The organism is Tessaracoccus yangjingae (genome assembly GCF_055326235.1).
Map to the genome: position 1 here is coordinate 315,658 of NZ_JBUZNN010000004.1, position 25,387 is coordinate 341,044.

The window sequence follows — 25,387 nt, forward strand, 5'->3', positions numbered from 1 at the left end:
CGGGCCGGGTCAGGCGCGGCGGGTCAGGCGGCGGTCGTCGTTGACGTGGGCGTAGTAGATGCCGATGAGCACGCCGCCGCCGATGAAGTTGCCCAGGAGCGCCACCGCGACGTTGCCGATGGCCGGCCACACGTCGATGCCCGGCCCGAAGCCGACGATGGTGAACAGGATGGTGTTGGCCACCGAGTGCTCGAGGCCAAGGAACGCGAAGATGAACACCGACATCACCATGGTGAGCGCCATGGTGATGGAGTCCTTGAGGAAGCCGTTGTAGACCAGCAGCATGGCCACGTTGATCATGAGGTTGCAGAGGATGGCACGGATGAACAGGTCCCCCACGCCGGACAGGGAGGCCATGTAGCCGAGCTTGATCTCCACCGCGGCGAGCATCTTCTCCTCGACGTGACCCGCGGTGAGCGTCGAGTAGCGCGCGAAGACGGCCAGCAGCAGCCCGCCGAGCGCGTTGCCCAGGAAGCACAGGCCCAGCAGCATGAGCCCGCGCAGCTGCCCCAGCCTGCGGTGGTACACCGCGATGGAGCTGACCATCATGTTGGAGGTGAGCAGCTCGGACTTGGTGTAGTAGATGAACACCAGCGCCCAGCCGAACACGAACGCGCCGACGGCCTTGCCGAGCCCGTAGCCGCCCTCGCCCAGGGAGTCGATGGAGTCGAAGACCGACAGCACCGTGAAGTACGCCACGTAGAACAGGCCGATGAGGATCCCCGCCATGGCGGCCCGCTGCAGGTACTGCAGGGTGATCCGCCGCGACATCTCCGCCTTGGTGTCGGCGGCCTCCAGCACGGCGTCGATGAAGAAGTGGCCCGGGAACAGGCGCTGGTATGTAGGATCCACGCGCCAAGTTTGACATGACTTAACTCGTCGCGATAGACCGGGGCGCACTAGTTTTCAATGTATTTTGTCAGAACATATTCTGGGACGTGCTGCGGTGGTCGATGGGTGACGTGTCGCACTTCCCGCGGAGGAGTGCCGGCAGTGGCGGTCACCTGTGACCGTGTTGAGCGTGAGGTGCTGCACTGGGGGACCGTTTCCGCGGTGGAGGCTCGCGTTGCATCCCGCAGAGGTGACGAGTGCGTCGGCTGGAGGCGTGACGGGGCGCACCCCGCCCACACCACGAACGCCAGTGCCCCCCGCTGTGCGCTACCGAGTAGGCTTGACTGTCTGTCTCAACCCAGAGGATGCAAAGAAGTTGACTGAATCGCGCTCGGACCTCGACCATGAGATCGCCCTTGAGCAGGCGCACGTGGACAAGGTGTACGCCAACCTGTCCACCGCCACGGCCAGCGCGAAGTCCATGGCTCAGCAGGGGCGCGAGATCTTCATCTCGGACCGCACCAACTTCCTCCGCGAGGAGGACAGCACCGCGCTGTTCGAGCGCGACGCCTTCGCCTACCAGGCCGCCCGCCGCCTCGCGATCCTCGACGCCGAGCACGAGGGCCTGGTCTTCGGCCGCATCGATCTGACCACCGACGAGGCCCGCTACATCGGCCGGATCGGCGTGCGCGACGAGGACTACGAGCCGCTGGTCATCGACTGGCGCGCCCCCGCCGCCGAGCCGTTCTACCGCGCCACGCAGGCCGAGCCCATGGACGTGGTCCGCCGTCGGGTGCTGCGCTGCCGCGACGACCGCGTGATCGGCATCGAGGACGACCTCCTCGACGGCTCCGCCGAGTCCGCGCTCCCCATCTTCGGCGAGGGCGCCCTCATGGCCGCCCTCAGCCGCGCCCGCGGCCGCACCATGCGCGACATCGTGGCCACCATCCAGTCCGAGCAGGACGAGGCCATCCGCGCCCCGTACCAGGGCGTCACCGTGATCGCCGGCGGCCCCGGCACGGGCAAGACGGTGGTGGCGCTCCACCGCGCCGCCTACCTCCTCTACACCAACCGCGCCCGCCTGGAGAGGGGCGGCGTGCTGGTGGTGGGCCCGTCGAACGTGTTCATGAACTACATCGAGCGCGTGCTCCCCAGCCTCGGCGAGGACTCGGTGGCGCTGAAGGCCATCGGGGGTGTCGCGGGGGACGTGCTCGGGCTGACCAGCGAGCGGGTCGACGAGGCCGAGGCGGCCACCGTCAAGGGCAGCCTCGCCATGCTGGGCGTGCTGCGCCGCCTGGTGCGCACCCCGCTGATCGACCAGCCCGAGGCGCTGCGCGTGCGGGTCACGGTCAAGGGCGAGGTCCTCGGCCTGGGCGAGCAGGAGCTGGCCCGCATCAGGGACCACGTCCTGGCCGGCACCAAGCTCAACCGCGGCCGGAGGCAGGCCACGGACCAGGTGGTGCACGCCCTGGTGCGCAAGTTCCCCGACGACGTGTCCATCGAGCCCGCGGAGCTCGAGGGCCGCGTACGGGACCACCCCAGCCTGGCCATGTTCATGAACGCCTGGTGGCCCACCCTCACCGCGACACGCGTGCTGGCCCGGCTGGCGGACCCCGCCGTCGTGGCCGCCGTCGCGCCCGAGCTGTCGCCCGCGCAGCGGGAGGCGCTGGTGCGCTCCTACGCGTGGCTGGCGGCCGACGACGACGAGCCGGAAATCGTGCGCGGCTGGTCCGTGGCGGACATCGCGCTGCTCGACGAGCTGATCGACGTGCTGGGCCCCGCCCCGGAGGATCCCGAGCCGGAGATGGACGTGTTCCTCGAGGGTGGGGACGTGCCCGAGGTGCTCAGCACTGCTGACCTGCTGCGCCACGAGCGCGTGATCGACCCCGACGACGACCCGCAGAGCACCTACGCGCACATCCTCGTCGACGAGGGCCAGGACGTGACCCCCATGCAGTGGCGGATGCTGCGCCGACGGGGCCCGCAGTCGTCGTGGACCATCGTCGGGGACCCGGCGCAGAGCTCGTACCCGCACCAGGACGAGACGTCGCGGGCGCTGGCGGAGCTCGTGGGCCGCGGCCCCAGCCGGACCTTCACGCTCAGCACCAACTACCGCTCCCCCAGCGAGGTGTTCGCGCTGGCGTCGAAGGTGATCATGAAGGTGTTCCCCGACGCGGACCTGCCCAGGGCGGTGCGCTCCACGGGCGTCGAGCCGCTGCTGGCCAGCACCACGCGGGCCGGGCTGCACGACGAGCTGCGCGCCCAGCTGCTCGAGCTGGCGGGGCAGGTGAGCGGGACGATCGGCGTGATCTGCCCGCCGTCGCTGATCCGCGACGTGCAGCTGTTCGTGATGCAGGACGTGCGGCTGCGGGAGTTCGAGAACCGGCTCATCGTGGTGACGGCGCTGCAGGCGAAGGGCCTGGAGTACGACGGCGTGGTGGTGGTCTCGCCGGACGGGATCGTCGCGGAGGCGCCGGGCGCGGAGCGGGTGCTCTACGTGGCGCTGACGCGGGCGACGCAGCGCATGGTCACCCTGGACGTGGACACCTCGCGCTGGCGGAGCCTGCTGGCCTGACGGGCATCGCCCCTGGTGAAGGTGAGCTTGTCAGCGCGCGTTTCTGAGGCTTCGAGGCCGCTTCGCGGCACCTCAGCCAGCGGGGTTGGCACCTCAGCCGGCGGGGGTTCGCACCGCAGCCAGCGGGGGTTGGCACCTCAGCCGGCGGGGGTTGACACCTCAGCCGGCGGGGTTGACACCTTGGCCGGCGGGGGTTCGGACCGCAGGCAGCGGGGTTGGCACCTCAGCCAGCGGGGGTTGGCACCTCAGCCAGCGGGGGTTGGCACCTCAGCCAGCGGGGGTTCGCACCTCAGCCAGCGGGGGTTTGGCACCTCAACCGGCGGAGGTTGGCACCTCAGCCTGCGGTCGCCTTCAGCTCGGCGAGCACCTCGCGGGTGGCCTTCGAGCGGTTCTGGGTGAAGAACTGCAGGCCGGGGGCGCCGGCGTCGAGCAGGCCGCGACACATCCGCACCGCGGAGGCCAGCCCGACCTCGCGCACCTCCTCCTTCGACGAGCAGGCCCGCAGCTCGGCGACGAGCGCGGCGGGCAGGTCGCGGCCGGAGAGGGCGGCGAAGCGCTCGATCTGGGAGATCACGGTGAGCGGCATGATCCCCGGGATGATCGGGATCTCACACCCCAGACCACTCATCCGCGACACCAGTTCCCCGTAGCGCTCACCCTCGAAGAACAGCTGCGTGATGGCGAACTCCGCCCCCGCCTCCACCTTGTCGAGCAGGATGCGGGCGTCGAGGTCCGGGTCGTTGCTGGTCTCGTGCGGGTTCGCGAACGCCGCGACACCTACGCAGAACTCGCCCTCCGCCTTCACGAACTTCACCAGCTCGGTGGCGTTGGCCAGGCCGTCGGGGTGCGCGGTCCACTCGCCGCCGCCGGGCATGTCGCCGCGGATGGCCAGGATGTTGGTCACGCCCGCCTCGCGGTACTCGGCCAGCGCCTCCGCCAGCTCGGCCTTCGACTGCCCCACGCACGTGAGGTGCCCCACCGTCAGCGGGCCGCCCGAGGCCGCGATCCGGCGGGTGGCGCGGATGGTCCGGTCCCGCCGCGACCCGTTCGCCCCGTAGGTCACCGACACGAACGACGGCTCCAGCGGGGCCAGCGCCTCGACGGCGGCCCACAGGATGGGCTCCTCGTCCTCGGACCGTGGGGGGAAGAACTCGAACGAGTACAAGGGACCCTGGGCGGAGCGGAACAGCTCCCCCACGGTCCGGAGGCTCGAAGCGGTCACAGGCATGGGCCAACAATACGAGCCGGGCTACTAAGCTCGATCCGTGAGCCGTTCCATGGACCCCTCCTCCCCGCTCGGTGCGCCGCTGATGTCCGCGGTCAGCGAAACCATCGACGCGTATCTGGCCGCGCAGGAGGAGATGCTCACCGCCGTCGGCGCCACCGCCCTGCTGGACGTGGCCCGCGAGGCCACCGCCGGGGGCAAGCGGCTGCGGCCCGCCTACTGCTACTGGTCCTACGTGGCCGCGGCCGGTCGGCCGGCCGACGACGCGCCCCTGCTGAAGGTGGCCTCCTCCCTGGACCTGCTCCACGTGAGCGCCCTGGTCCACGACGACCTCATCGACGCCGCGGACACCCGTCGGGGGCTGCCCGCCGCCCACAAGCGCTTCGAGGAGCTGCACGCCCGCAGCGGCGGCCGGGGGGACGCGGCGGAGTTCGGCACCTCGTCGGCCATCCTCCTGGGGGACCTGCTGCTGATGTGGAGCGTGGACCTGGTGGACTCCTCCGGCGCCGCGCACCTGGACCGGGCCCGCCCGCACCTCAGCGCGATGCGGGCGGAGGTGACGGCCGGGCAGTACCTGGACGTCGCGGCCCAGTACGGCGTGACCGGGGCGGCCACCGTCGCCGAGGAGCTGGAGGTGGCGCAGCGGGTGCTGGAGTACAAGTCCGCCAGCTACTCCATCCGCCGGCCGGCGCGGATCGGGGCCGCGCTCGGCGGCGCCGATGATGCGCTGATCGGGGCGCTGGGCGAGTTCGGCTCCATCATCGGGCGCGCCTTCCAGCTGCGCGACGACCTGCTCGGCGTCTACGGGGCGGCGGCCGTCACGGGGAAGCCCTACGGCGGCGACATCCGCGAGGGCAAGCGCACCGTCCTGGTCCTCACGGCCCTCGCCAGCGCCGCGCCGGAGGACGCCACCGAGCTCGACCAGCTCCTCGGCGCCCCCGGCCTCACCGACGACGACGTCACCCGCGCCGCCTCCCTCATCGACGCCTCCGGCGCCCGCGCACACGTGGAGGCCATCATCGACGACAGCCTCTCCCGCGCCCTGGGCGTGCTGGACGGGGCGCACCTCACCACCGACGGCCGCACCGCGCTGGGCGAGCTCGCCGCGCGAAGCGTGCAGCGTGAACACTGACGCCGAGCTCTCCGGCCTGACGGCCGCCGAGGTCACCGCCCGCATCGAGGCCGGGCAGGTCAACAGGCTGCCCGCCCGCTCGGGCCGCAGCACGCTGGACATCGTGCGCGCCAACGTGGTCACCCGCGTCAACGGCATCCTGTTCGTGCTGTTCGTCATCGTGCTCGCCACGGGCAGCCCGGCGCAGGGCGCGTTCGCGATGCTCATCGTGGCCAACTCGATCATCGGCATCGTGCAGGAGCTGCGGGCCAAGCGCACCCTGGACAACCTGGCGGTGGTGGGCGAGGCGCACCCCGTCGTGCTGCGCGGCGGGGAGCGCCGTCAGATCGCGCGCGACGACGTGGTGCTCGACGACCTGATCCTCATCTACCCGGGAGACCAGATCGTCGTGGACGGCTCGGTGGTGGCGGCCGACTACCTCGAGGTGGACGAGTCGATGCTCACCGGCGAGGCGGATCCGGTGGCCAAGGAGCCCGGCGACGGCATGCTCTCGGGCGCCTTCGTCGTGTCCGGCTCCGGGGCCTACCGGGCGGAGAAGGTGGGTGCGGAGGCCTACGCGGCCCAGCTCACCGCGCAGGCGGCGAAGTTCACGCTGGTGCACTCGGAGCTGCGCCAGGGCATCAACCAGATTCTGCGCTACGTGTCCTACCTGCTGATCCCGGTGGGCGCGCTGACCATCTACGTGCAGTTCAGCCAGCCGGACACCACCTGGCAGGAGTCGGCGCTGCGGATGGTGGGGGCGCTGGTGCCGATGGTGCCCGAGGGCCTGGTGCTGCTGACGTCGATGGCCTTCGCGCTGGGGGTGATCCGGCTCGGGCGGCGGCGGTGCCTGGTGCAGGAGCTGCCCGCCATCGAGGGGCTCGCGCGGGTCAGCGTGGTGTGCGCGGACAAGACGGGCACGCTCACGCAGAACACCATGACGCTGGCCGAGATCATCGAGGTGGACGGCGGCGGCCCGGCCCGCACGCGCGAGGTGCTGGCCCAGCTCGTGAGCGCGGACCCGGCGCCCAACGCGTCGCTGCAGGCGGTGGCGGCCGCCGTCGGGGTCGCGGCGCGGCCCTGGCCCGTGACGGCGCGCGCCCCGTTCACGTCGGCCAGGAAGTGGTCCGGGGCCACCTTCGACGGCGAGGGCTCCTGGGTGCTCGGCGCGCCCGACGTGCTGGCCGAGCCCGCCGCCGCCGCGCGGGCCGACGTGATCGCGGCCTCGGGGCGACGGGTGCTCCTGCTGGGCCGGGCCTCCGGCCCCGTCGACGCCCCGACCGCGCCGGGGCCGGTGGTGCCCGTCGCGCTGGTGGTGCTGGACCAGCTCACGCGCCCGGACGCGAGCGAGACCCTGGCCTACTTCCAGGAGCAGGGCGTGCGCCTCAAGGTGATCTCCGGGGACAACGCGGCCTCCGTCGGCGCCGTGACCCGCTCGCTGGGCGTCGACATCGGCGACCCGATCGACGCCCGCACCCTCCCCCCGGCCGGGTCCGAGGAGCTGGCCGAGGCGGTGGACACCAACGACGTGTTCGGGCGGGTCACCCCCGAGCAGAAGCGGCAGATGGTGGGCGCGCTGCAGAGCCGCGGCAACGCCGTCGCGATGACCGGCGACGGCGTCAACGACGTGCTGGCCCTCAAGGACGCGGACCTCGGGGTGGCGATGGGCTCGGGCGCGCCGGCCACCCGCGCGGTGGCGCAGATCGTGCTGCTGGACGACAGGTTCGCCACCCTCCCCTACGTGGTGGCGGAGGGGCGCCGCGTGATCGGCAACATCGAGCGCGTGGCGAAGCTGTTCCTCACCAAGACCATCTACGCCGTGGGGCTGGCGCTGGTCACCGGGCTGATGGGGCTGCCCAACCCGTTCCTGCCGCTGCAGATGACCATCGTGGGCTGGTTCACCATCGGCATCCCGGCCTTCCTGCTGAGCCTGGCGCCCAACCGGGAGCGGGCGCGGCCAGGGTTCGTGCGCCGCACGCTGACGGTGGCGGTGCCGTGCGGGCTGATCGTGACGACGGTGTCCGTGGTCACCTACGTGGTGACCCGCGGCTTCGGGGAGGTCTCCGACGCGGTGCAGCACCAGGCGTCGACGGCCACGCTGATCGCGTTGATCATGACGGCCACGTGGGTGCTGGCCACGGTCGCGCGGCCCTACTACTGGTGGCGGCTGGGCCTGGTGGCGTTCGCGTACTCGTTCTACTTCGTCATCTTCGCGGTGCCCGTGTGGCACGACCTGCTGACCATCGACACGACCAACCCGGCGGCCCTCACTGTGGGGCTCATCGCGGGGCTGGCCGGGATGGCGGCGGTGGAGGCGGCCTGGTGGATCACCGCGATGGTCAGAGGCGACTCCACCCGCCTGTGGGCCCCTCCCGTCAGGCCGTGAACGCGTCGTCGCCGTAGGCCTCGGCGCCGGGCTCCGACACCCAGGCGGCCCTCAGCGCCGCGGCCAGCTCCTCGGTCACCGCGAAGGGGTCCGAGGAGCGGAAGACCGCCGTCGACACCGCCACCCTGCGCGCCCCCGCCCCGATGACGGAGGAGACGTTGCCCGGCTCCACCCCGCCGGCCGCGAACCACACCGGCCCGGCGGGCAACGACATCGGCGGGTAGCGCCGCGCCATCTCCTCCAGCGCGTCGGTGGCCCGGCCGTCCTCGACGGCGGGCCCCACGAAGGCGAAGCTGAACGGGTCCCCGTCCACCGCGTCGGCCTGGTCCGCGCCGTCGATGGAGCGGCCGAGCAGCGCGAACTCGTGCGGCCGGCGGAACCCGAAGGGGCGCCAGCCGGGCCTGCGGTAGTACACGACGTCCGCCTTGCAGGCCTCGCCCACGTCGGCGGAGTCAGTGGCCACGATGGTCTGCAGCCCGAACAGCCGCCTGCGGGCCACGTCGATGACCTGGGCGGCCTCCTCCACGCTGCGCTCGCCGCGGGTGAAGAGCAGCAGGTCTGCGCCGTGGGCCGCGAAGTCCGCCGCCTCCGGTTCGGCGTGGTCCGGCGGGACGACGAGGGCGAGCCGCGCCATGCGCAGGCGGGTCTTGAGTCCGACGAGTGCGGTCATGGGCGCCAATCTATCCCCGGCGGGCGCGTTGTTCGGGGCTTAGGACCGGACTCGCCGCCGCGTCGAGGATGGTTGTGGGGCGTCGCCGCACTACACTCGGACTCCAAGACGGGCTCGTACGGCCTCTTCCCCGACCGTGCATGGAGTGGTATGAACAGCACTTTCGACCCGTTGGTCGGTCACGTGCTCGACGACCGCTACGAGATTGTGGCGAAGGTGGCGCGCGGTGGCATGGCCACGGTCTATCGCGCGCGCGACCTGCGCCTGTCGCGCGCGGTTGCGGTCAAGGTGATGCGCAGCGACCTCGGCGAGGACGACGAGTTCGCCGCCAAGTTCGACCGCGAGGCCCGCTCCGCCGCGGTGATCAGCCACCCCGCCGTCGTCAGCGTCTTCGACCAGGGCACGTCCCAGGGCCAGCCGTACATCGTGATGGAGTTCATCGACGGCGAGACCCTGCGCCGGGTGATCAGCCGGGAGGCGCCGCTGACCCCGGACCGGGCGCTGGAGATCTTCGAGCAGGTGGCCGCCGCGCTGGCGTGCGCGCACGAGGCCGGGGTGGTGCACCGCGACATCAAGCCCGAGAACGTGATGATGACCACGCGCGGGCAGGTGAAGGTGGCCGACTTCGGGCTGGCCAGGCAGGTGGGGTCGCCGCAGATGACGGCCACCGGCGTGCTCGTCGGCACGGCCAGCTACCTGCCGCCGGAGCTGGTGACGCACTCGCGGCCGGACGCCCGCAGCGACATCTACTCCGCCGGCGTGGTGCTGTTCGAGATGCTCACCGGCCGCAAGCCCCACACGGGCGAGAACAACTACCAGATCGCCTACCGGCACGTGAACGTGGACATCGAGAAGCCGTCGGAGCGGCTCTCGGAGGTCGGGCACGGCTCGGACTGGCAGATCCCGGACTACGTGGACACCCTGGTGCTGGCGTGCGTGGCGCGGGACCCGCGGGCGCGTATCGCCGACGGCCGCGAGCTGCTGACCGCCGTGCGGCGGGTGCGGCACGAGCTGTCGCGCACCGGTGGGTCGGACAACCCGGCGCTGGCCGCGGCCATCCTGCCCGCCAGCCCGCCGGAGGACGAGACGGCGCAGGTGTACCCCCGGACGGCGGAGCGGCCCAGGCCCACGTCGCCCAACTCGCCCGAGACGGTCGTCGTACGGCGCGATGGCGGGTGGGCTGCCGGTGTCGCGGCGAGTGGTGCTGGTGTCGCGGCTGGTGCTGGTGTCGGGGCTGGTGCTGGTGTCGCGGCGGGCGGTGGTGTCGCGGCGGGCGCTGGTGTCGCGGCGGGCGTCGCCGGCCGGCCGGGCTTCTCGCAGCCCGGGTCCTCGCCGGTGTCGCCGCGGCCGCACGCGGGCTCCGGCCCGCGGAGCCACCGCACGCCCGTCTTCCCTCAGCTGCAGATCTCCCACTCCCCGGTGCACCGGCGCCGTCGCGGGGTGATCGCGGTGCTGCTCGTGGTGCTGCTGACCGCCGGCGCGGGCTTCGGCTCGTGGTGGTGGATGGCGGGGCGGTTCACCACCGTTCCGGCCATGACCAACCTCAACGCGGCCAAGGCCACGGAGGCGGCCACGGCGAACGCCCTCGAGGTGACGCAGAGCGAGGCCTACTCGGAGACGGTGCCGGCCGGCCTGGTGATCAGCACGGACCCGACGGCGGGAGACCGGCTGCTGCGCGGCTCCACCGTCGCCATCGTGCTGTCGAAGGGGCCCGAGCGGTACCCCATGCCGGAGGTGGTGGGCGCCACCCGCGAGGCGGCGGAGAAGGCGATCACCGACGGCCGGATGACGGTGGGCACGGTCACGGAGGCGTTCTCGGAGACCGCACCGATCGGGCAGGTGCTGACGGCGTCGCAGGAGGCGGGGGCACAGCTGAAGCCGGGCACGGCGATCGACCTGACGGTGTCGAAGGGCCCGGAGCCCATCCGCATCCCTGACTTCACCGGCGACACCGCGGACAACGCGTCCGCGGAGCTGCAGAAGCTGGGGTTCAAGGTCACGGTCACGGAGGAGAACTCCGCGACGGTGGAGGCGGGCCGGGTGATCCGCCAGGACCCGAAGACCGGCAACGGCAAGCGCGGGGACACGGTCACGGTCGTCAAGTCCCTCGGCCCTGTCATGGTGCAGATCCCCGCGGTGCGCCTGAAGAGCACCGACGAGGCGAAGAAGATCCTCGAGGACCTGGACCTGAAGGTGGAGGTGCGCATGTCGTCGGACTTCCCGATCGCGTTGAACATCGCCTCGGGGACGGACCCCGCCGAGGGCACGTCGGTGCCGGTGGGCTCGACGGTGGTCCTCTTCGTCGCCTGACCGTTCCGTCGCCGTCGTTCCCGTGGCTGGGTGATGCGTTGAGCCTGACACGGCTCTCAAAGGGCCACGTTGAGCCTGACACGGCTCTCGGTGAGGGGCGTTGAGCCGGAATCGAGGGTCAACGGCCAGGATCCCGACTTTGATCGTTCCAGCCGCGACGACATCCAGATCCGGCTCAACACGACGGCGACGCGACCACCAGCCCGCTCGCGGTAGCGTGTCCCGGTGACTCTCCCCCGCACCGCCTGGCTTCCGGTGGCCGCGCTGCTGGCCGCCGCCGTCGCGTGGGGGTCCACCGTCGTGGTGACGAAGAGCGCGTTCGCGACGATGTCGCCGCTGGGGGTGGTCGCGCTCCGGCTGATCCTCACCGGCGTCACGCTGGCCCTCCTCTTCCCGCGACACCTCCGCATGCCCGTCCGCGAGGCCACGACCGGCGCCGGGCTGGGGCTGCTGCTCTTCGCCGGCCTCGCCACCCAGACGCTCGGGCTGCGGCTCATCGCGCCGTCGACCACCGGCTTCCTCACGGCCACCTACGTCATCTTCACCGCCCTCATCACGGCGGTCTTCCTCCGCCAACGGCAGCCCACCTCGACCTGGGCGGCGGTGATCCTGACGGTGATCGGCATCTCGGTGCTTGCAACCGGCCACGACGGCGACTCGAGCAACTTCGCCGTCGGCGGCTCGCTCACGCTGCTGAGCGCCGCCATCTACGCGGTGCACATCGTGCTGCTGGGGCGGCAGGTGACCAGGCGCAACGTGATCCACCTCACCCTCGCGCAGGCCGCGGCCGGCACCGCCGCCAGCCTCGTCATGTGGGCGTGGCTGCGCGAGCCGCTCCCCACCGATGCCGTCTCGTGGGGGCAGCTGCTCTACCTGGGGATCGTGTGCGGGGCCCTGGCCCTGCTGCTGCAGAGTTGGGGGCAGAGCCATGTCGCGGCCACCCCGGCGGCGGTGATCATGTGCACCGAGCCGCTGTGGGCGGCGGTGTTCGCCGTGGGGTTCGGGGTCGAGCCGTTCACCATGACGATGCTGGCCGGCGGCTCCCTCGTGATGGGCGCCCTCCTCCTCGCGGTGCTCCCCCGTCGCGGCCCGGCGATCCCCGAGGCGGCGTCCGTCCGCTGAGCGGGCCCACGCCCTGCAGCTTTCTACCCATGCAGCGGCATCTGCACATATCCGCAGATGTCGCTGTATGGGTAGAAAAGTGCAGACCCACCCGAGGGCCGAACACCCCCGTGACCCCTCCTCCTGCCAGAATCACCCCCATGTCCGAGATCGTGTGGATCCTGTTCGCCGTCGTCGCTCTGGCCGCCGTCGGGGGCGCCGTCTGGGGCATCCGGCGGCACCTGTACGTCAAGGAGCTCACGGGGCGTGGCTGGACGTTCGTCAGCTCGCCGTCGATCGACGTGGCCTACGGCTTGAACGTGCCGCCGTTCGGCCTGGGGTTCGAGCGCGATGTCGACGACCAGATCCTCGGCCGCGCCTCGGACGGCACCGGGTTCTCCGCCTTCAGGTACCGGTGCTCGGACTGGAGGTCAGGCGGGTACGTGGTCACCATGCCGCTGCCGCGGCCCCTCGCCCCGGCCGAGGTGTTCCACGCCACCGGCGCGCAGCTGGCCCTCGGTCAGCCCATCACGACGGGCGACGTGTCGGCGGCCGCGGGCGATCCCGCGTACGCGCGTGCCCTGCTCGACGCCGCCGGCCCTGCCCTCACCGGCCCCTACCGGGTCACCGTCGACGGCTCGCACGTGGTCCTCATCGACGCGCCCAAGGCGGCCGACGGGCTGGCGGCCGCCGTCGAGCAGCTGGCCGCGACACGCGCGCGGATCCTGGACTCCCCTGCCGCGACCTTCGTGGCCCCGCCTCCCCCGCCGTCGCTCAGCTTCTACGGCCGGCCGGACTGGACCTACGTGCCCCGCGACGACTCCTACCTCGACCTCCTCGAACACACCGGCGGCGGCCGCAACCACCGCGCCAGCGACATCATCTTCTCCGACAACGACGGCCTCCCCTTCCTGCGCCTGCGGCACGACTGGGAAACCACTCACACCCGCACCGACTCCGAGGGCCGCACCCACACCGAGACCCGACACCACCGCGAGGAGCTGTGCGAGTTCCGCACCACGTTCCCGTTCGGGGAGCTGTCGGTGAACTGGGGGCTGCTGGGCGGGGTGCAGAAGTTTGAGTGGGAGGAGTTCAACCGGCGCTTCAAGGTGCGCGCCGGCAATCCACGCTTCGCGTCGGACGTGATGCACCAGCGGCAGATGGAGTACCTGATGGGTTGCGGCGCGGCGAAGTTCGCGGTGTCCGGGGACCGGATCATGGTGGGCGACGGCGGCGACTGGCAGCCGGCGGACATCGAGCGCGCCTCCCGGTTGCTGCACGGCTTCTTCGCCCGGGTGCCGGACTTCGTGTGGCAGCAGTTGGGCGCGTGGCCGCGCCCCATCCCCGAGCTGGCCTACGACGCCTGACCTCCGCCGCCTCGGAGCCCGGTGACGGGGCGCCCGGGGAGTGGCCGGCTGGGATGGGGGTTGAGCCAATGGATGGGTTCGCGGAGCGGGTCACGCTCAGCTCAAGCGGGCGGCTCGCCGCGAACCCATCCATTGGCTCAACCCCCCCACCCAACCACCGAGCGGGCAGGCCAGGCAGGGGTGGCCGCGAAGGCGGCGCCGTTAGGCGCCGGCGGGAGAGGTGGTCAGGCCGACGCGGCGGCCAGGGCGGCGCCGATGATGGCCCCCGCCTCGCGGCACTGCTCCTCGGTGACGTCCATGTGGGTCACGGCCCGCAGCGACGACGGCCCCAGCACGCTGATCCGCACGCCCTTCTCGGCCAGCCCCGCCGCGACCCCGGGTGCCCCCTCCACGGGGATCATCACGATGTTGGTCGCCACGGCCGCCTCGTCGACCGCCCCGGGGCAGGCCTCGTTGATGGCCCTGGCAAGCGACGACGCCGCCCGGTGGTCCTCCACGATCCGCCCCATGTTGTGCTCGACGGCGTACAGTCCTGCCGCCGCGAGCAGCCCCGCCTGACGCCACCCGGCGCCCAGCCGCTTGCGCTGCACGCGGGCCCGCGCCATCTCGTCGGCCGTGCCCACCAGGACAGAGCCGACGGGGGCGCCGAGCCCCTTGGAGAGGCAGAACGAGACGGTGTCGAACAGGGATCCGTAGTCGCTGAGCGGCCGGCCGGTCACCGCGACGGCGTTGGCCAGCCGCGCCCCGTCGAGGTGCGTCGCGACCCCCAGGGCCCGCGCGCCCTCGCTCAGCGCGACGAGCTCCTCGAACGTCTGCACCGTGCCGCCGCCGAAGTTGTGGGTGTCCTCCACCGCGACGCAGGCGGTCTCCACCAGGTACGGCCGGCAGTTGACGGCCACCATGGCGAGGGCGTCGTCGGCCACAAGCTTGCCCGCGGAGGACCCCCACGTCCGCATGGTCACCCCGTGCAGGGCGCCGTGGGCGCCCATCTCGGCGCGCGCGATGTGCGCGTACGCGTCGCACAGCACCTCACGCCCGGGCTCGGTGTGCAGCCAGACGCCGAGCAGGTTCGACAGCGACCCCGTCGCGCAGAACAGCCCCGCCTCCTTGCCGAACAGCGCCGCAACCCTGGCCTCCAGCGCCGCGACACTCGGGTCCTCGCCGTACACGTCGTCGCCGACGGGGGCCTCGGCCATGGCCGCGATCATCGCGGCGCTGGGCCGCGTGACCGTGTCGGAGCGGAGGTCGATCACAGCTCCTTGGCCTTGTACTCCTGGACGGGGTTCACCCGCCCGAGCCGGTTGGAGCGCAGCCGCTGGGCGACGGTGAACGCCAGCTCCAGGGACTGGTTGCGGTTGAGGCGGGGGTCGCACACCGTCTCGTAGCGGTTGGCCAGGTCGTCCTCGACGAGGTTCATCACGCCGCCGACGCACTCGGTGACGTCGTCGCCGGTGAGCTCCACGTGCAGGCCGCCGGGCCAGGTGCCCAGCTGCTCGTGCACGTCGAAGAAGCCGTTGACCTCGTCGACGACGTCGGTGAAGGACCGCGTCTTGTAGCCGTTGGCGGCCTCGAACGTGTTGCCGTGCATGGGGTCGCACACCCAGGCCACCTTGCGGCCGCTGGCCTCGACGCCCGCGATCACGCCGGGCAGCACGTCGCGCACTTTCTTCGCGCCCATGCGCGTGATGAAGGTGATGCGGCCGGGGATCCGGTCCGGGTCCAGCCGGTCCGCGAGCGCGATGGCCTGCTCGGCGGTCGTGGTGGGGCCGAGCTTGATGCCGAGCGGGTTCTGCACGCGGCGCAGCAGCTCCACGTGGGCGCCGTCGAGCTGACGGGTGCGCTCCCCGATCCACAGCATGTGGCCGGAGCAGGTGTAGAGCTCCTGCGAGCGGGAGTCCACCCGGGTGAGCGCGCGCTCGTACTCCAGGAGGAGCGCCTCGTGGGAGGCGTAGAAGTCGACGGTGTTGAGGGCGTCGTCGTGGACGCCGCAGGCCACCATGAACGCGAGCGCGCGGTCGATCTCCGAGGCGAGCTCCTCGTACTCGGCCTCCACCTCGGAGTCGCGCACGAACTGGGCGTTCCAGGTGTGGACGCCGCGCAGGTCGGCGAAGCCGCCCTTGACGAAGGCGCGCACCAGGTTGAGGGTCGCGGCCGAGGAGTTGTAGACCTGCAGGAGGCGCTTCGGGTCGTGCGCGCGGTCCTCGGGAGTGAAGTCGAAGCCGTTGATGGCGTCGCCGCGGTAGGCCGGCAGCGACACGCCGCCGCGGGTCTCGTCGTCCTTGGAGCGCGGCTTGGCGTACTGCCCGGCGATGCGCCCCACCTTCACGACGGGGACCTGCGCCGCGTAGGTCATCACCACGGCCATGGACAGCTGGACCAGCAGCTTGGACTTGATGTTCTGCGCGGTGACGGCGTCGAAGGTCTCGGCGCAGTCGCCGCCTTGGAGGAGGAAGGCGCGCCCGGCGGCGACGTCGGCCATCTTGGCGCGCAGGTCGTCGCACTCGCCGGCGAACACCAGCGGGGGCAGGGCCTCGAGCGCGTCGATGGTCTTGTCGAGGACGGCCTGGTCCGGGTACGTGGGCTGCTGGACCATCGGCAGCGCGCGTAGTTCTTCCCGGGAGATGATGCTCGTCATGCCCGGTAGGTTACTGCACCGTAGGGAATCGCCCCGCCTCCGCGTGCCCGGGTGGACTCCCGCGGTCCCCCGACCCCGAGCACCGCTGGTTGCGCATTCCGCTGGGTGGGGGGACGCGACGTGTCCGCGGAGCGGTGGATGAGGGGGACCGGTCGCGGTGGGTCGGGCGTTGGGCGAGGCACGCCGGCGGTTTTGGGCGTGCCGAGGGCGCCCATGGGCGAGGCCGGTCCCCCTCAGCCGCCGCGGAACCCAGCAGACACCCCTAGCCAGACTCACGCCGAGGGGTCGTGGAGGCCCTGGTCGATGGCGTACAGCGTCAGCTCCACCCGGTTGTGCAACTGGAGCTTCTTCAGCACGCTCGCCACGTGGTTCTGCACCGTGCGGTGCGAGACGAACAGCTCGTCGGCGATCTCCCGGTAGGCCATTCCCTTCGCCACGCGTCGGAGCACCTCAACCTCCCGCGACGTCAGGGCCGGCCCCGCCTCGTTGGGGAACCTCGCCTCGCTGACCAGGCGCCGGAACTCCCCCAGCACCAGGCCGGCGAGCCCCGGCGTGAACACCGCGTCTCCTGCGGCGGTGCGGCGGACGCCGTCGATCAGCTCCTCCTTGGACGCCGACTTCACCAGGTACCCCTTCGCGCCGGCCTTCATGGCGCGCAGCACGTCGTCGCGCTCGCCGGAGGCGGAGATGACGAGCACGGGCAGGTCCGGGAAGTCGCGCAGGAGGATCTCGATGCAGGTGGCGCCGTCGGGCTCGGGGATCTTGAGGTCCATCACCACGATGTCCGGGCGGGCGGCCCGCGCCCGCGTCACGCACTCGGTGCCGCTCTTGGCCACGGCCACGATGTCGAAGCCCACCTCGGTGAGGTCCTCGCTGAGGGCGTCGATCCACATGGGGTGGTCGTCGACGATCATGACCCGCCGTCGCTCCGGCACCGTCGCCTGCGTCATCGCCGTCCTCCCTGCCCGGCCCCCAGCGGGATCCGCAGCTCCCATTCGGTGCCGGTGCCGGGGGTGGTCTTCAGCATCGCGGAGCCGCCGAGGGTGCCCATCCGGCCGACGATGGACTCCTTGATGCCCATCCGTCCGGCCTCCGCGGCCTGCACCACCTCGTCGGGGGTGATGCCGACGCCGTTGTCGCGGACCCAGAGGATCACCTCGTCCGGGCGCTCCTGGTCCAGCAGGATCCAGGTGTGGACGTTGTCGCCGGCGTGGGCCTCGACGTTCTTGAGGATCTCGACGAGGGCGGCCTCCACCTCGTCACGCAGCTGCCGCGGCACCATGGCCCCGCCCGCCATGGTGGAGACGGTGGTGCGGGCGGACTCGTAGCGGTGGAGTGTGGCGGCGAGGTCCACCCGCTCGGTGTCCTCGACCGTGGCGATCTCGCGGTCCTGCAGCAGCACCCGCAGCTGCGCTTCGGACTCGCGCGCCAGCTCCGCCAGCAGCACCCCGCGACCCCCCAGCGTGGGGCCCTCCCGCTCCACCAGCGCCAGCACCTGGAGGGCGCCGTCGTGCACGATCCGCGAGAGGCGGGCCCGTTCGGCCAGCGCGCCGGCGCGGGCGCGCTCCTCCTCGCGCTCGGCGAGGGTGGCGCGGAACTGCTCGATGAGCACCCCGAGGCAGGCGATGAGGATGACGGTGACGAACGCGGCGCCCAGGCGCTGCAGCTCGAAGTGCGACGGCACGCCCAGCAGCGCGGCCGAGGTGACCAGGGCGAAGCCGACCCCCCATCGCGTGCCGAGGAAGATCGCCGCGTAGGCGGCGCACCCGCCGATCCAGTACCCGGCCAGCGACAGCGGCGCCCCCCCGGGCGGGACGGTGAGCGCGGTGACGAGGATGAGGGCCACCGTCATGCCGAGGTCCGCGACGTGCGCCTGCCAGGTGCGGTGGGCGGGCGCGCGCAGCCGCCAGGAGATGAACACGTGCCAGGCGATCAGCACCGCCGTGGCCGCGACCACGCCCAGCGACCGGTCCGTGTAGTGCACCACGAAGAACAGGTTGACGAACACCGCGTGCAGGCCGAGCAGCGAGCGCGCCACCACCGCGACGGCGTAGACGCGGCCGAGGAGGTCTGTGGGGTCGCGGAAGCCGCTGCGCGTGGGGCGCAACCAGCTGAAGCTCGGCAGCCGCACGGTGAACTCACTCACCTGGTTGCTTCGCCTCCAGCTGGGGCTTCTCACCGCCGCCGGGGCGGGGCACGACGAAGGCGTCAGAACCCGTCTCGGCGAGGTCGCCGTGCTTGACGCGGGCGGCGTAGACGTCCGCGTACTCCTGGCCGGTGAGCCGCTGGATGGCCGCGAGCACCTCGTCGGTGACCCAGCGCAGCACCTTGGTGTTGCCGGGCACGTGGGCGAACTCGGAGAAGTTCAGCGGCTTGCCGATGATGACGACGGGGCGCCTGGCCCACGGGATGCCCAGGGGGCCCTTGTGGGACTTGGTGCCGATGACGCCCACGGGGATCACGGGCACGTCGTTGGCCAGCGCGATGCGCGCCATGCCGGTCTTTCCCTTGTACAGGCGGCCGTCGGGCGAGCGGGTGCCCTCGGGGTAGATGGCGACGACGCGGCCCTCGGCCAGCACGTCGGAGATGGCGCCGAGTGCGTCGGCGCTGGCCCGGCCGCCGCTGCGGTCCATGGGCACCATGCCCACCACGGTGAGGAACCAGGCCAGGGCCTTGGCCCCGAATCCGCCCTGGCCGGCGAAGAGCTCGGCCTTGGCGGGGAAGGTGAGGGGTCGCGGCATCATGGCCGGGACGACGAGGGAGTCGAGGGCGGCGATGTGGTTGCTGGCGAGGATGGCCCCGCCGGTGCGGGGGAAGTTCTCGGCCCCGATGACCTTGGCGCCGTAGCCGTACTTGACCAGGGGGTGGGCCAGGAGGGTCTTGAAGAAGCGGTACCACATGCGCGGCAGTCTATGACAGCGCCCGGTCCGTCGACCTCGTCCCGAGAAGCTCGGCGTACGCGTCGCGGGCGGTCGGCCTCGCCGCCGTCGCGCCTGCCTTGCGTCTCGGCGCCTGCCCTACGTCACGACGCCTGCCCTACGTCACGACGCCTGCCTTACGTCCAGACGCCTGCCTTACGTTCGACGGCGCCAGCCATACTGCGAATCGCCTGCACTACAGCGCAGGCGCCAAACGATAAGCCAGGCGCCACCGTCGCGCCTGCCCTAATTGCGGAAGCCTGCCCTACGTCCCCACGCCTGCCTTGCCTCTCGGCGCCTGCCTTACGTCCAGACGCCTGCCAAAGGTTCGACGGCGCCAGCCATACTGCGATCGACCTGCACTACAGCGCAGGCGCCAAACGATAAGGCAGGCGCGCCAGCAGTGACGGGCCCCTCCGGCGGCCCCACTTCCCATCGGGCTGGACCACATCCGGCCTATCCTCGGTGCATGTCCCTCTCGACACTCTTCTCCCGACCCGCCGCGACATCAGTCTGGCCCGAGGCCCGCCCGCTCCACATCGGCGACGGCGACATCGGCGTGGTGATGAGCCACGGCTTCACCGGCTCGGTGGCGTCCATCCGGCCGTGGGCGGAGGCGCTGGCCACCCCCGCCGACGAGTACCCGGGCGCCCGCGTCGTCGCGCCCCGCCTCCCGGGGCACGGCACCACGTGGCAGGACATGGCGCGCACCCGCTGGTGGGACTGGTTCGGCGCACTCGAGGACGCCTACCTGGAGCTGGCCACCCAGCACAGGAAGGTCTTCGTGGCCGGCCTGTCGATGGGCGGGGCGCTGGCCCTCCACCTGGCCGCCCGCCACACCGTCGCCGGGGTGCTGCTGGTCAATCCCGCGGTGGCGACGAGGGACTGGCGGATCAAGGCCGCGTCGAAGGTCCGGGGGTTCGTCCCCGCGCAGAACGGCATCGCCTCCGACATCGCCCTCCCCGGCGCGGTGGAGCCCGCCTACCCCAAGTTCTCGGTCCAGAGCCTGGGCACCATGACCGACCTGTGGCGCGAGGCGCGCGCCGGCCTTCGGCGCATAGAGGCGCCGGTGCTGCTGATGCGCTCCCCGCTGGACCACGTCGTCGACGACCTGTCGGCCGAGATCATCCGCCGGGAGATCCGCGACGTGCGCTTCGCCTCGCTGGACCGCAGCTACCACGTGGCGACGTTGGATTACGACGCGGACGTCATCGTGGCGGAGTCGCGGCGCTTCATCTCCGCAGTCCACTGACTTCATCCCGCCCGCCGTCGTTGTCAGCGTGCCTTCGCAGGCTTCGAGGCAGCGCGACTCCTCGGCCAGCGATGAGGGGCAACCCGGCCCAGCAGTCTTAACCGGTCAAGGCCGGGGGATGGCGGCCGACCCCGACACCCGCTTCGGGCACATGACACGAGGGCCACCCGCACAGCGGATGGCCCTCGTGGAGGTTCTGGGGAACTCAGCCGATGACGCGGCGCACGCCCGTGATCGGCATCGAGTTCAGGCCGGCGACGTTGACGCCGCTGCGGGGGTTGGCCGCGTGGACGATCTTCCCGCCGCCGACGTAGAGCGCGACGTGGCTGACGGGGCTGTAGTAGAAGACGAGGTCGCCCGGCTTGATCTCCGACAGCGACACCTTCCGCCCGGCGCCCGAGTACTGCGCCTTCGACGAGCGCGACAGGGTGATCCCCACCTGGCGGTAGGCGTAGCTGGTGAGGCCGGAGCAGTCGAAGGTGTTCGGGCCGGAGGTGCCCCACACGTAGCGGCTGCCCACCTTGGCCATGGCGGCGTTGATGGCGCCCTGCACGCGGTCCGAGGTGTTGCCGTCGACGACGGGGGCCGCGGCCTGCGTCGACGACGACGACGAGGAGGTGGTCTCGCGGGAGCGGCTGGTGCTTGCAGCGGCGGCGGTGCGGGCCTCGGCCGCGGCCTGGGCGGCTGCGGCGGCGGCCTCACGCTCGGCCTCGATGGCCGCGAGGCGCTGCCGCTCCTCCTCGGAGAGGCGGTCGTAGACGCGCTGCGCCTCGGCCTCCTTGGCCTCGAACTCCTTGGCGAGGGCGGTCTTGGCCTCGACCTCCTTCTTGACGACGGCCTCGGTGGCCGCGGCGTCCTGACGGAGGGTGTTGAGCTTGGCCTGGTCCAGCTGGAGCTGCTGCACGCCGGCGTTGGAGCGGTCGAGCTCGCTCTGGTAGGTGGCCAGGCCGCTGAGGAAGTTGTCCGAGTCACTGCTGGTGAGCAGCTGCGCGGTGACGGAGAACGAGTCGTTGCGCATCTGGTGGGAGGCGACGTCGCCCATCTCGTCGGCGAGGGTGGCGACCTTCGCCTCCTGCGTCTGCAGGTCTGCGGTGATGGTCTTGAGCTTGGCCTCGGCCTGCTGGGCGCGGTCGTGGGCTTCGATCAGCTCCTGGTCCAGCGCCGAGGACTCCTGATGGATCCGGGCCAGTTCCTCGCGGGCCTTCTCGACGGCGGCCGGGTCAGCCTGGGCGGCGATGCCCATGGTGGCGACGAGGGCGGCGGCGGTGATGCCGGTGAGGATGAGGCGGACTCGGTTCACGTGTACTCCAAGCGTTGGGCAAGTCTGAGAGAATCTTAAGCGAGACTCAGCCTCTTCTCAAAATGTCCACGAAAGTTAGTGCCCTGGCGCTCTCAAGACGTGTCCGAGCGGCCGTGAGTGCCCCGGCACGGTGGGGTCAACGGCTGCCGAGCCGGGTCAGACCACCCGGCGGTCACCGTCGTCGGGCGCGTTGAGGCGTAGCGGCGGGACCAGGCCGGCGTCGGCCAGGACGATGAGCGCCCGCTGCTCCGAGTCCTCGAAGCCCACCTCGGGCGGGCCGAGGAGGACGGAGATCACGCAGTCCGCGCACGCGGCTCCGCGGACGGTGCAGGTGGTGCAGTCGACATGCAAAGTAGCCATGCCCACACCCTTCCCCACCCCTCCGACAGTTCCGCCAGGCCGACACCACTGTGTCAAGCACGTCCTGCCCGGCCCGAACCTCGGGCGGCCGCCCGCCCATGCGGCAATCGTTCCTCCAGGCCCACCCTCGACCTCTCAGGGGCGGCGAGAGCCCGCCTGGAGGAACACCCACCGCACCGCCTATGCCCGAGCCGCGCCCGCAACGCGGACCGGCCCCGGCTGCGGAACTGTCGGAGGCCGCCTCTAGCGTCTCTCCTATGCCCGAGATCTCCGCCGCCCAACCCTCGTTCGAGGACCTCGGGGTCCACCTGTCCCAGGTCACCTTCGTGGTGGTGGACCTCGAGACCACCGGCGGCGCGGCGGACTCGGAGATCACCGAGGTGGGCGCGGTGAAGGTGCAGGGCGGGCAGGTCATCGGCGAGTTCCAGACGCTGGTGCGCCCCTCCGCCCCCATCCCGGCGATGATCCAGGTCCTCACCGGCATCACCAACCAGATGGTGGCCACCGCTCCCCCGCCGTCGCAGGTGCTGCCCGCCTTCGCGGAGTTCGCCGCGGGCGCGGTGATCGTGGCGCACAACGCCCGTTTCGACACCGGCTTCCTACGCCGCGGCTACGAGCAGCTGGGGCTGGCGTGGCCGCGGCCCACCGTCGTCGACACCGTCGCACTGGCCCGCACCGCCCTCCTCCGCGACGAGGTGCCCAACTGCAAGCTCGCCACGCTGGCCCGCTACTTCCGGGCCACCACGGAGCCCAACCACCGCGCCCTCAGCGACGCGCGCGCCACCGTCGACGTCCTCCACGGCCTCCTCGAGCGGGTGGGCAGCCTAGGCGTGCACACGCTGGAGGACCTCACGGAGTTCGCGCTGCAGGTCTCGCCGGACCGGCGGGCCAAGCGCACCTGGGCCGCGAGCGCCCCCGAGCGCGCCGGCGTCTACTTCTTCTTCACCGATTCCGTCACCGCCGACGGCGAGCCCAAGCGCGAGGTGCTCTACGTGGGCAAGTCCACCAACCTGCGCCGTCGGGTGCGCTCCTACTTCTCCGCCGCGGAGAAGCGCGGCCGCATCCACGAGATGGTGCGGGTGGCCACCGGGGTGGAGTTCGTCACCTGCGCCACGGACCTGGAGGCGGAGGTGCGGGAGCTGCGGATGATCGAGTCCTTGGCGCCGCGCTACAACCGTCGCTCCAAGAACCAGCGGAAGCTGAGCTGGTTGAAGCTCACCGACGAGGCGTTCCCGCGGCTGTCGATCGTCACGCAGGTCCGCGACGACGGCACCTACTTCGGCCCCTTCCGCAACCGCGAGGCGGCCGACGAGGCGGCCCTCACCCTCTACGACGCCTTCCGGCTGCGCCGCTGCACCACCCGCCTGTCGGCGAGGAGGGCGTCGCCGTCGTGCGCGCTGGCGGAGATGGAGCGCTGCGTGGCGCCCTGCGAGCTGGGCGACGGCGCCGCCGAGTACCCGGCCATCGCGCAGGCCGTGTCCAGCAGCTGGCTGGGCGACGTCCGCCCGGTGCTGCGCAGCGTGCGGGTGCGGATGCGCAAGCTGGTGGCGCAGGAGCGGTTCGAGGAGGCAGGCACCATCTCGGACCGGCTCACGGCCTACTACCGCACCTCGCTGCGCTTCCACCGCCTGCGCTCGCTGGCGCTGTGCCGGCAGCTGGTGGCGGCCATCCCGTCGGCGCACGGATGGGACATCCACGTGATCCGCTACGGCAAGCTCGCCGCCGCCACGACGGCGCTGTCGGCCCGCGCCCGCGCGGCGGCCGAGGAGGCGGTGGCCACGGCGGAGACGGTGCTGCCCCCGCGCGGCGGTCTGCCGGCGGGCAGCGTGGAGGAGGCGGAGCGGATCGCGGCGTGGCTGGAGCTGCCGGGGGTCCGCCTCATCGAGACCGACGGCGAGTGGGCCTGGCCCCTCCACGCGGGCCTTCCCGACGGCGCCCTGGCCGACGAGCTCCTCGGCCCGGCCCCGCACCTTCCCTTGGAGGAGGACGCGGCGGAGAAGAGGGTCGCGGACCTCCTCGCCTCGTAGCCGAAGTGGCCAACCCAGACCTGGCAGAACGGAGCAATAGACTCGCCGCCGTGCAACCCAACGCAACCCCACCAATCTCACGAACTGCTGGTGACTTCCTCAGGAGTGTGGTCACAGGCTGGCCCTACTGGCCCATCATCGTCCTGCTGAACGTGGGCTTGGTAGTGCTTGGCGCGTATCTAGGGAGCATCCCCCCAGGGTGGTACACGGTCCTGGCCATCGCGGTGGCGGCGGTGATCGTCATGGCTGTTCTTGGCCTGCCGAGCCTACGTTCCAAGTGGACGCGCGAGTACGAGCGGGCCACTGCCGAGGAACTCATCGCCTTGGTCCAGTTCTACTATCTGCCGATCCTGATGCGGCTGGCCCGACAGGTCGGACAGCCGACCCGGGAACACTTGGCATCCGTCGAAGAGGCGATCATCAGTGCCGCGGACCACATCTGCGGACCTTCGGATGTCCGGGTGCGAGGTGTTCTCTTCGAAGCATCAAGCGGCTACCTGCGGCCGAAACTGGACAGATTCAGCTCCGGGCAGCCGTCCCAGCGTCGGTTCGCAGAGCGCGGGCGAGGGCCAGCCGATAAGGAGGCTTGGCGGACCGCTCGCACAGGTAAGCCGAGAACGTATCCGAATCTGGCACAGCACCAGCCACCGGGGTTCGAACATGGAAGCAACAGGTACGCAACCTTCAGCACCTGCGGCATCCTCGGCGTCAACGGAGAGGTCTACGGCATGCTGAACATCGATGCTGAGATTCCAGATGTGTTCACAGGCATCGACGAAACTGTTCTGGAGCTCCTCGCCCGGACTTTGTCAGTGGCCTACGCTGTTATGGAGGAGGAGGGCGGATCATGACTGATGTACGAATGAACAACGACGACCGCGAACGCGGTGTCTCGGCCAGCGGACCTGAAGCGCAGGCGTACTACGAGCGAGCGATGAAAGAAGCTCGCACCATCCTCGACTCCAGCCGCCGAGGATACTTCGCTTCACGGCGTCGCGTGGGCTTCCAGGCCCGCGACGAGCGCAAGTAGGAAACACCGAACGCACGCCTCAGAGGCGGTCACCGCATACCGCTAAGACGCAGCGTTGCGGTCTTGATCCTGCGAGTCACCCCCACCGCGGGGCAAGACATTCCCAAAGCGACATGGCGCACGGGTTGGGCGGGCCCCTCGCCGCCCCCACAATCTCTGGGGCGGTGAGTGCGACAAGTACATTTTGGGCCCCGATTTGTACATGTTCTGCGGACATGGTGATGGCGTGTACATGTCGCCGAGCCCTGACGGCCCAGCGCCTGGCAAACGGCATGAGGCACGCCGCGTC

20 protein-coding genes and 1 pseudogene are annotated in these 25,387 nt (G+C 71.4%); 11 read left to right on the top strand and 10 right to left on the bottom strand.

The features are described 5' to 3' along the window. Positions 1-9: 9 nt before the first annotated feature. Positions 10-852: a formate/nitrite transporter family protein gene (locus ACZK5D_RS08600; RefSeq protein WP_458994357.1), complete on the bottom strand. Its 843-nt coding sequence runs from the start codon at positions 850-852 to the stop codon at positions 10-12. A gap of 355 nt (positions 853-1,207) precedes the next feature. Between ACZK5D_RS08600 and ACZK5D_RS08605 the strand changes: the two genes are divergently transcribed. Further along, complete coding sequence (locus tag ACZK5D_RS08605) at positions 1,208-3,406, top strand: HelD family protein (protein ID WP_463664966.1); 2,199 nt, start codon at positions 1,208-1,210, stop codon at positions 3,404-3,406. A 334-nt stretch (positions 3,407-3,740) separates the two neighbouring features. On the opposite strand, the gene ACZK5D_RS08610 is transcribed toward ACZK5D_RS08605, so the two are convergent. Then, positions 3,741-4,634: a methylenetetrahydrofolate reductase gene (locus ACZK5D_RS08610; RefSeq protein ID WP_463664967.1), complete on the bottom strand. Its 894-nt coding sequence runs from the start codon at positions 4,632-4,634 to the stop codon at positions 3,741-3,743. Positions 4,635-4,683: 49 nt separating this feature from the next. Here ACZK5D_RS08610 and ACZK5D_RS08615 point away from each other — a divergent pair, with 49 nt between their 5' ends. After that, on the top strand, positions 4,684-5,763 hold the full coding sequence (locus tag ACZK5D_RS08615; protein ID WP_463665006.1) for a polyprenyl synthetase family protein: 1,080 nt from the start codon (positions 4,684-4,686) through the stop codon (positions 5,761-5,763). Beyond that, the gene (locus ACZK5D_RS08620) at positions 5,753-8,128 is read left to right on the top strand and encodes an HAD-IC family P-type ATPase (RefSeq protein WP_463664968.1); all 2,376 of its coding nucleotides are present in this window, start codon (positions 5,753-5,755) and stop codon (positions 8,126-8,128) included. Before ACZK5D_RS08615 ends, ACZK5D_RS08620 begins: the two co-directional genes overlap by 11 nt. Here ACZK5D_RS08620 and ACZK5D_RS08625 read toward each other — a convergent pair. Next, on the bottom strand, positions 8,118-8,798 hold the full coding sequence (locus tag ACZK5D_RS08625; protein WP_463664969.1) for a thiamine phosphate synthase: 681 nt from the start codon (positions 8,796-8,798) through the stop codon (positions 8,118-8,120). The genes ACZK5D_RS08620 and ACZK5D_RS08625 overlap by 11 nt on opposite strands. 150 nt (positions 8,799-8,948) lie before the next feature. On the opposite strand from ACZK5D_RS08625, the pseudogene ACZK5D_RS08630 reads away from it, so the two are divergent. The 4 genes and pseudogenes from ACZK5D_RS08630 to ACZK5D_RS08645 form a co-directional block, all read left to right on the top strand. Next, a pseudogene (locus ACZK5D_RS08630) lies at positions 8,949-9,851 on the top strand (protein kinase domain-containing protein); the annotation flags it as partial. Between the two features lie 480 nt (positions 9,852-10,331). Then, positions 10,332-11,108 carry a PASTA domain-containing protein gene (locus ACZK5D_RS08635; protein WP_463665007.1) on the top strand — a complete coding sequence of 259 codons (777 nt, stop codon included), beginning with the start codon at positions 10,332-10,334 and terminating at the stop codon, positions 11,106-11,108. A 225-nt stretch (positions 11,109-11,333) separates the two neighbouring features. Continuing rightward, positions 11,334-12,230: a DMT family transporter gene (locus ACZK5D_RS08640; protein ID WP_463664970.1), complete on the top strand. Its 897-nt coding sequence runs from the start codon at positions 11,334-11,336 to the stop codon at positions 12,228-12,230. Between the two features lie 140 nt (positions 12,231-12,370). Next, the gene (locus ACZK5D_RS08645) at positions 12,371-13,576 is read left to right on the top strand and encodes a hypothetical protein (RefSeq protein ID WP_463664971.1); all 1,206 of its coding nucleotides are present in this window, start codon (positions 12,371-12,373) and stop codon (positions 13,574-13,576) included. A 224-nt stretch (positions 13,577-13,800) separates the two neighbouring features. On the opposite strand, the gene ACZK5D_RS08650 is transcribed toward ACZK5D_RS08645, so the two are convergent. The 5 genes from ACZK5D_RS08650 to ACZK5D_RS08670 form a co-directional block, all read right to left on the bottom strand. After that, a complete protein-coding gene (locus tag ACZK5D_RS08650; RefSeq protein ID WP_463664972.1) occupies positions 13,801-14,829 on the bottom strand; it encodes a threonine aldolase family protein in 1,029 nt (342 codons plus the stop codon). Then, positions 14,826-16,211: a class II 3-deoxy-7-phosphoheptulonate synthase gene (locus ACZK5D_RS08655; protein WP_463664973.1), complete on the bottom strand. Its 1,386-nt coding sequence runs from the start codon at positions 16,209-16,211 to the stop codon at positions 14,826-14,828. Before ACZK5D_RS08655 ends, ACZK5D_RS08650 begins: the two co-directional genes overlap by 4 nt. Before the next feature lie 272 nt (positions 16,212-16,483). Further along, positions 16,484-17,161, bottom strand: coding sequence for a response regulator (locus ACZK5D_RS08660; RefSeq protein ID WP_463664974.1), 678 nt, complete (start codon positions 17,159-17,161; stop codon positions 16,484-16,486). Then, the gene (locus tag ACZK5D_RS08665; protein WP_463664975.1) at positions 17,158-18,357 is read right to left on the bottom strand and encodes an ATP-binding protein; all 1,200 of its coding nucleotides are present in this window, start codon (positions 18,355-18,357) and stop codon (positions 17,158-17,160) included. The genes ACZK5D_RS08660 and ACZK5D_RS08665 overlap by 4 nt, the downstream gene beginning before the upstream one ends. Next, the gene (locus tag ACZK5D_RS08670) at positions 18,350-19,111 is read right to left on the bottom strand and encodes a lysophospholipid acyltransferase family protein (RefSeq protein ID WP_463664976.1); all 762 of its coding nucleotides are present in this window, start codon (positions 19,109-19,111) and stop codon (positions 18,350-18,352) included. Before ACZK5D_RS08670 ends, ACZK5D_RS08665 begins: the two co-directional genes overlap by 8 nt. Before the next feature lie 487 nt (positions 19,112-19,598). Between ACZK5D_RS08670 and ACZK5D_RS08675 the strand changes: the two genes are divergently transcribed. After that, positions 19,599-20,381 (top strand): alpha/beta hydrolase, encoded by a 783-nt coding sequence (locus ACZK5D_RS08675; RefSeq protein WP_463664977.1) that lies wholly within the window; start codon positions 19,599-19,601, stop codon positions 20,379-20,381. Positions 20,382-20,586: 205 nt separating this feature from the next. Here the strand turns inward: ACZK5D_RS08675 and ACZK5D_RS08680 are convergent, their stop codons facing one another. Continuing rightward, entirely contained in the window at positions 20,587-21,681 is a 1,095-nt protein-coding gene (locus ACZK5D_RS08680) for a C40 family peptidase (protein ID WP_463664978.1), read from the bottom strand. 156 nt (positions 21,682-21,837) lie between these two features. Next, the gene (locus ACZK5D_RS08685; protein ID WP_463664979.1) at positions 21,838-22,041 is read right to left on the bottom strand and encodes a hypothetical protein; all 204 of its coding nucleotides are present in this window, start codon (positions 22,039-22,041) and stop codon (positions 21,838-21,840) included. A 257-nt stretch (positions 22,042-22,298) separates the two neighbouring features. On the opposite strand from ACZK5D_RS08685, the gene ACZK5D_RS08690 reads away from it, so the two are divergent. The 3 genes from ACZK5D_RS08690 to ACZK5D_RS08700 are packed head-to-tail and all read left to right on the top strand — an operon-like array spanning position 22,299 to position 25,098. Next, complete coding sequence (locus ACZK5D_RS08690; RefSeq protein WP_463664980.1) at positions 22,299-24,068, top strand: DEDD exonuclease domain-containing protein; 1,770 nt, start codon at positions 22,299-22,301, stop codon at positions 24,066-24,068. 50 nt (positions 24,069-24,118) lie between these two features. Continuing rightward, the gene (locus ACZK5D_RS08695; protein ID WP_463664981.1) at positions 24,119-24,919 is read left to right on the top strand and encodes a GAF domain-containing protein; all 801 of its coding nucleotides are present in this window, start codon (positions 24,119-24,121) and stop codon (positions 24,917-24,919) included. Next, positions 24,916-25,098 (top strand): hypothetical protein, encoded by a 183-nt coding sequence (locus ACZK5D_RS08700; RefSeq protein WP_463664982.1) that lies wholly within the window; start codon positions 24,916-24,918, stop codon positions 25,096-25,098. The genes ACZK5D_RS08695 and ACZK5D_RS08700 overlap by 4 nt, the downstream gene beginning before the upstream one ends. Positions 25,099-25,387: the final 289 nt, after the last annotated feature.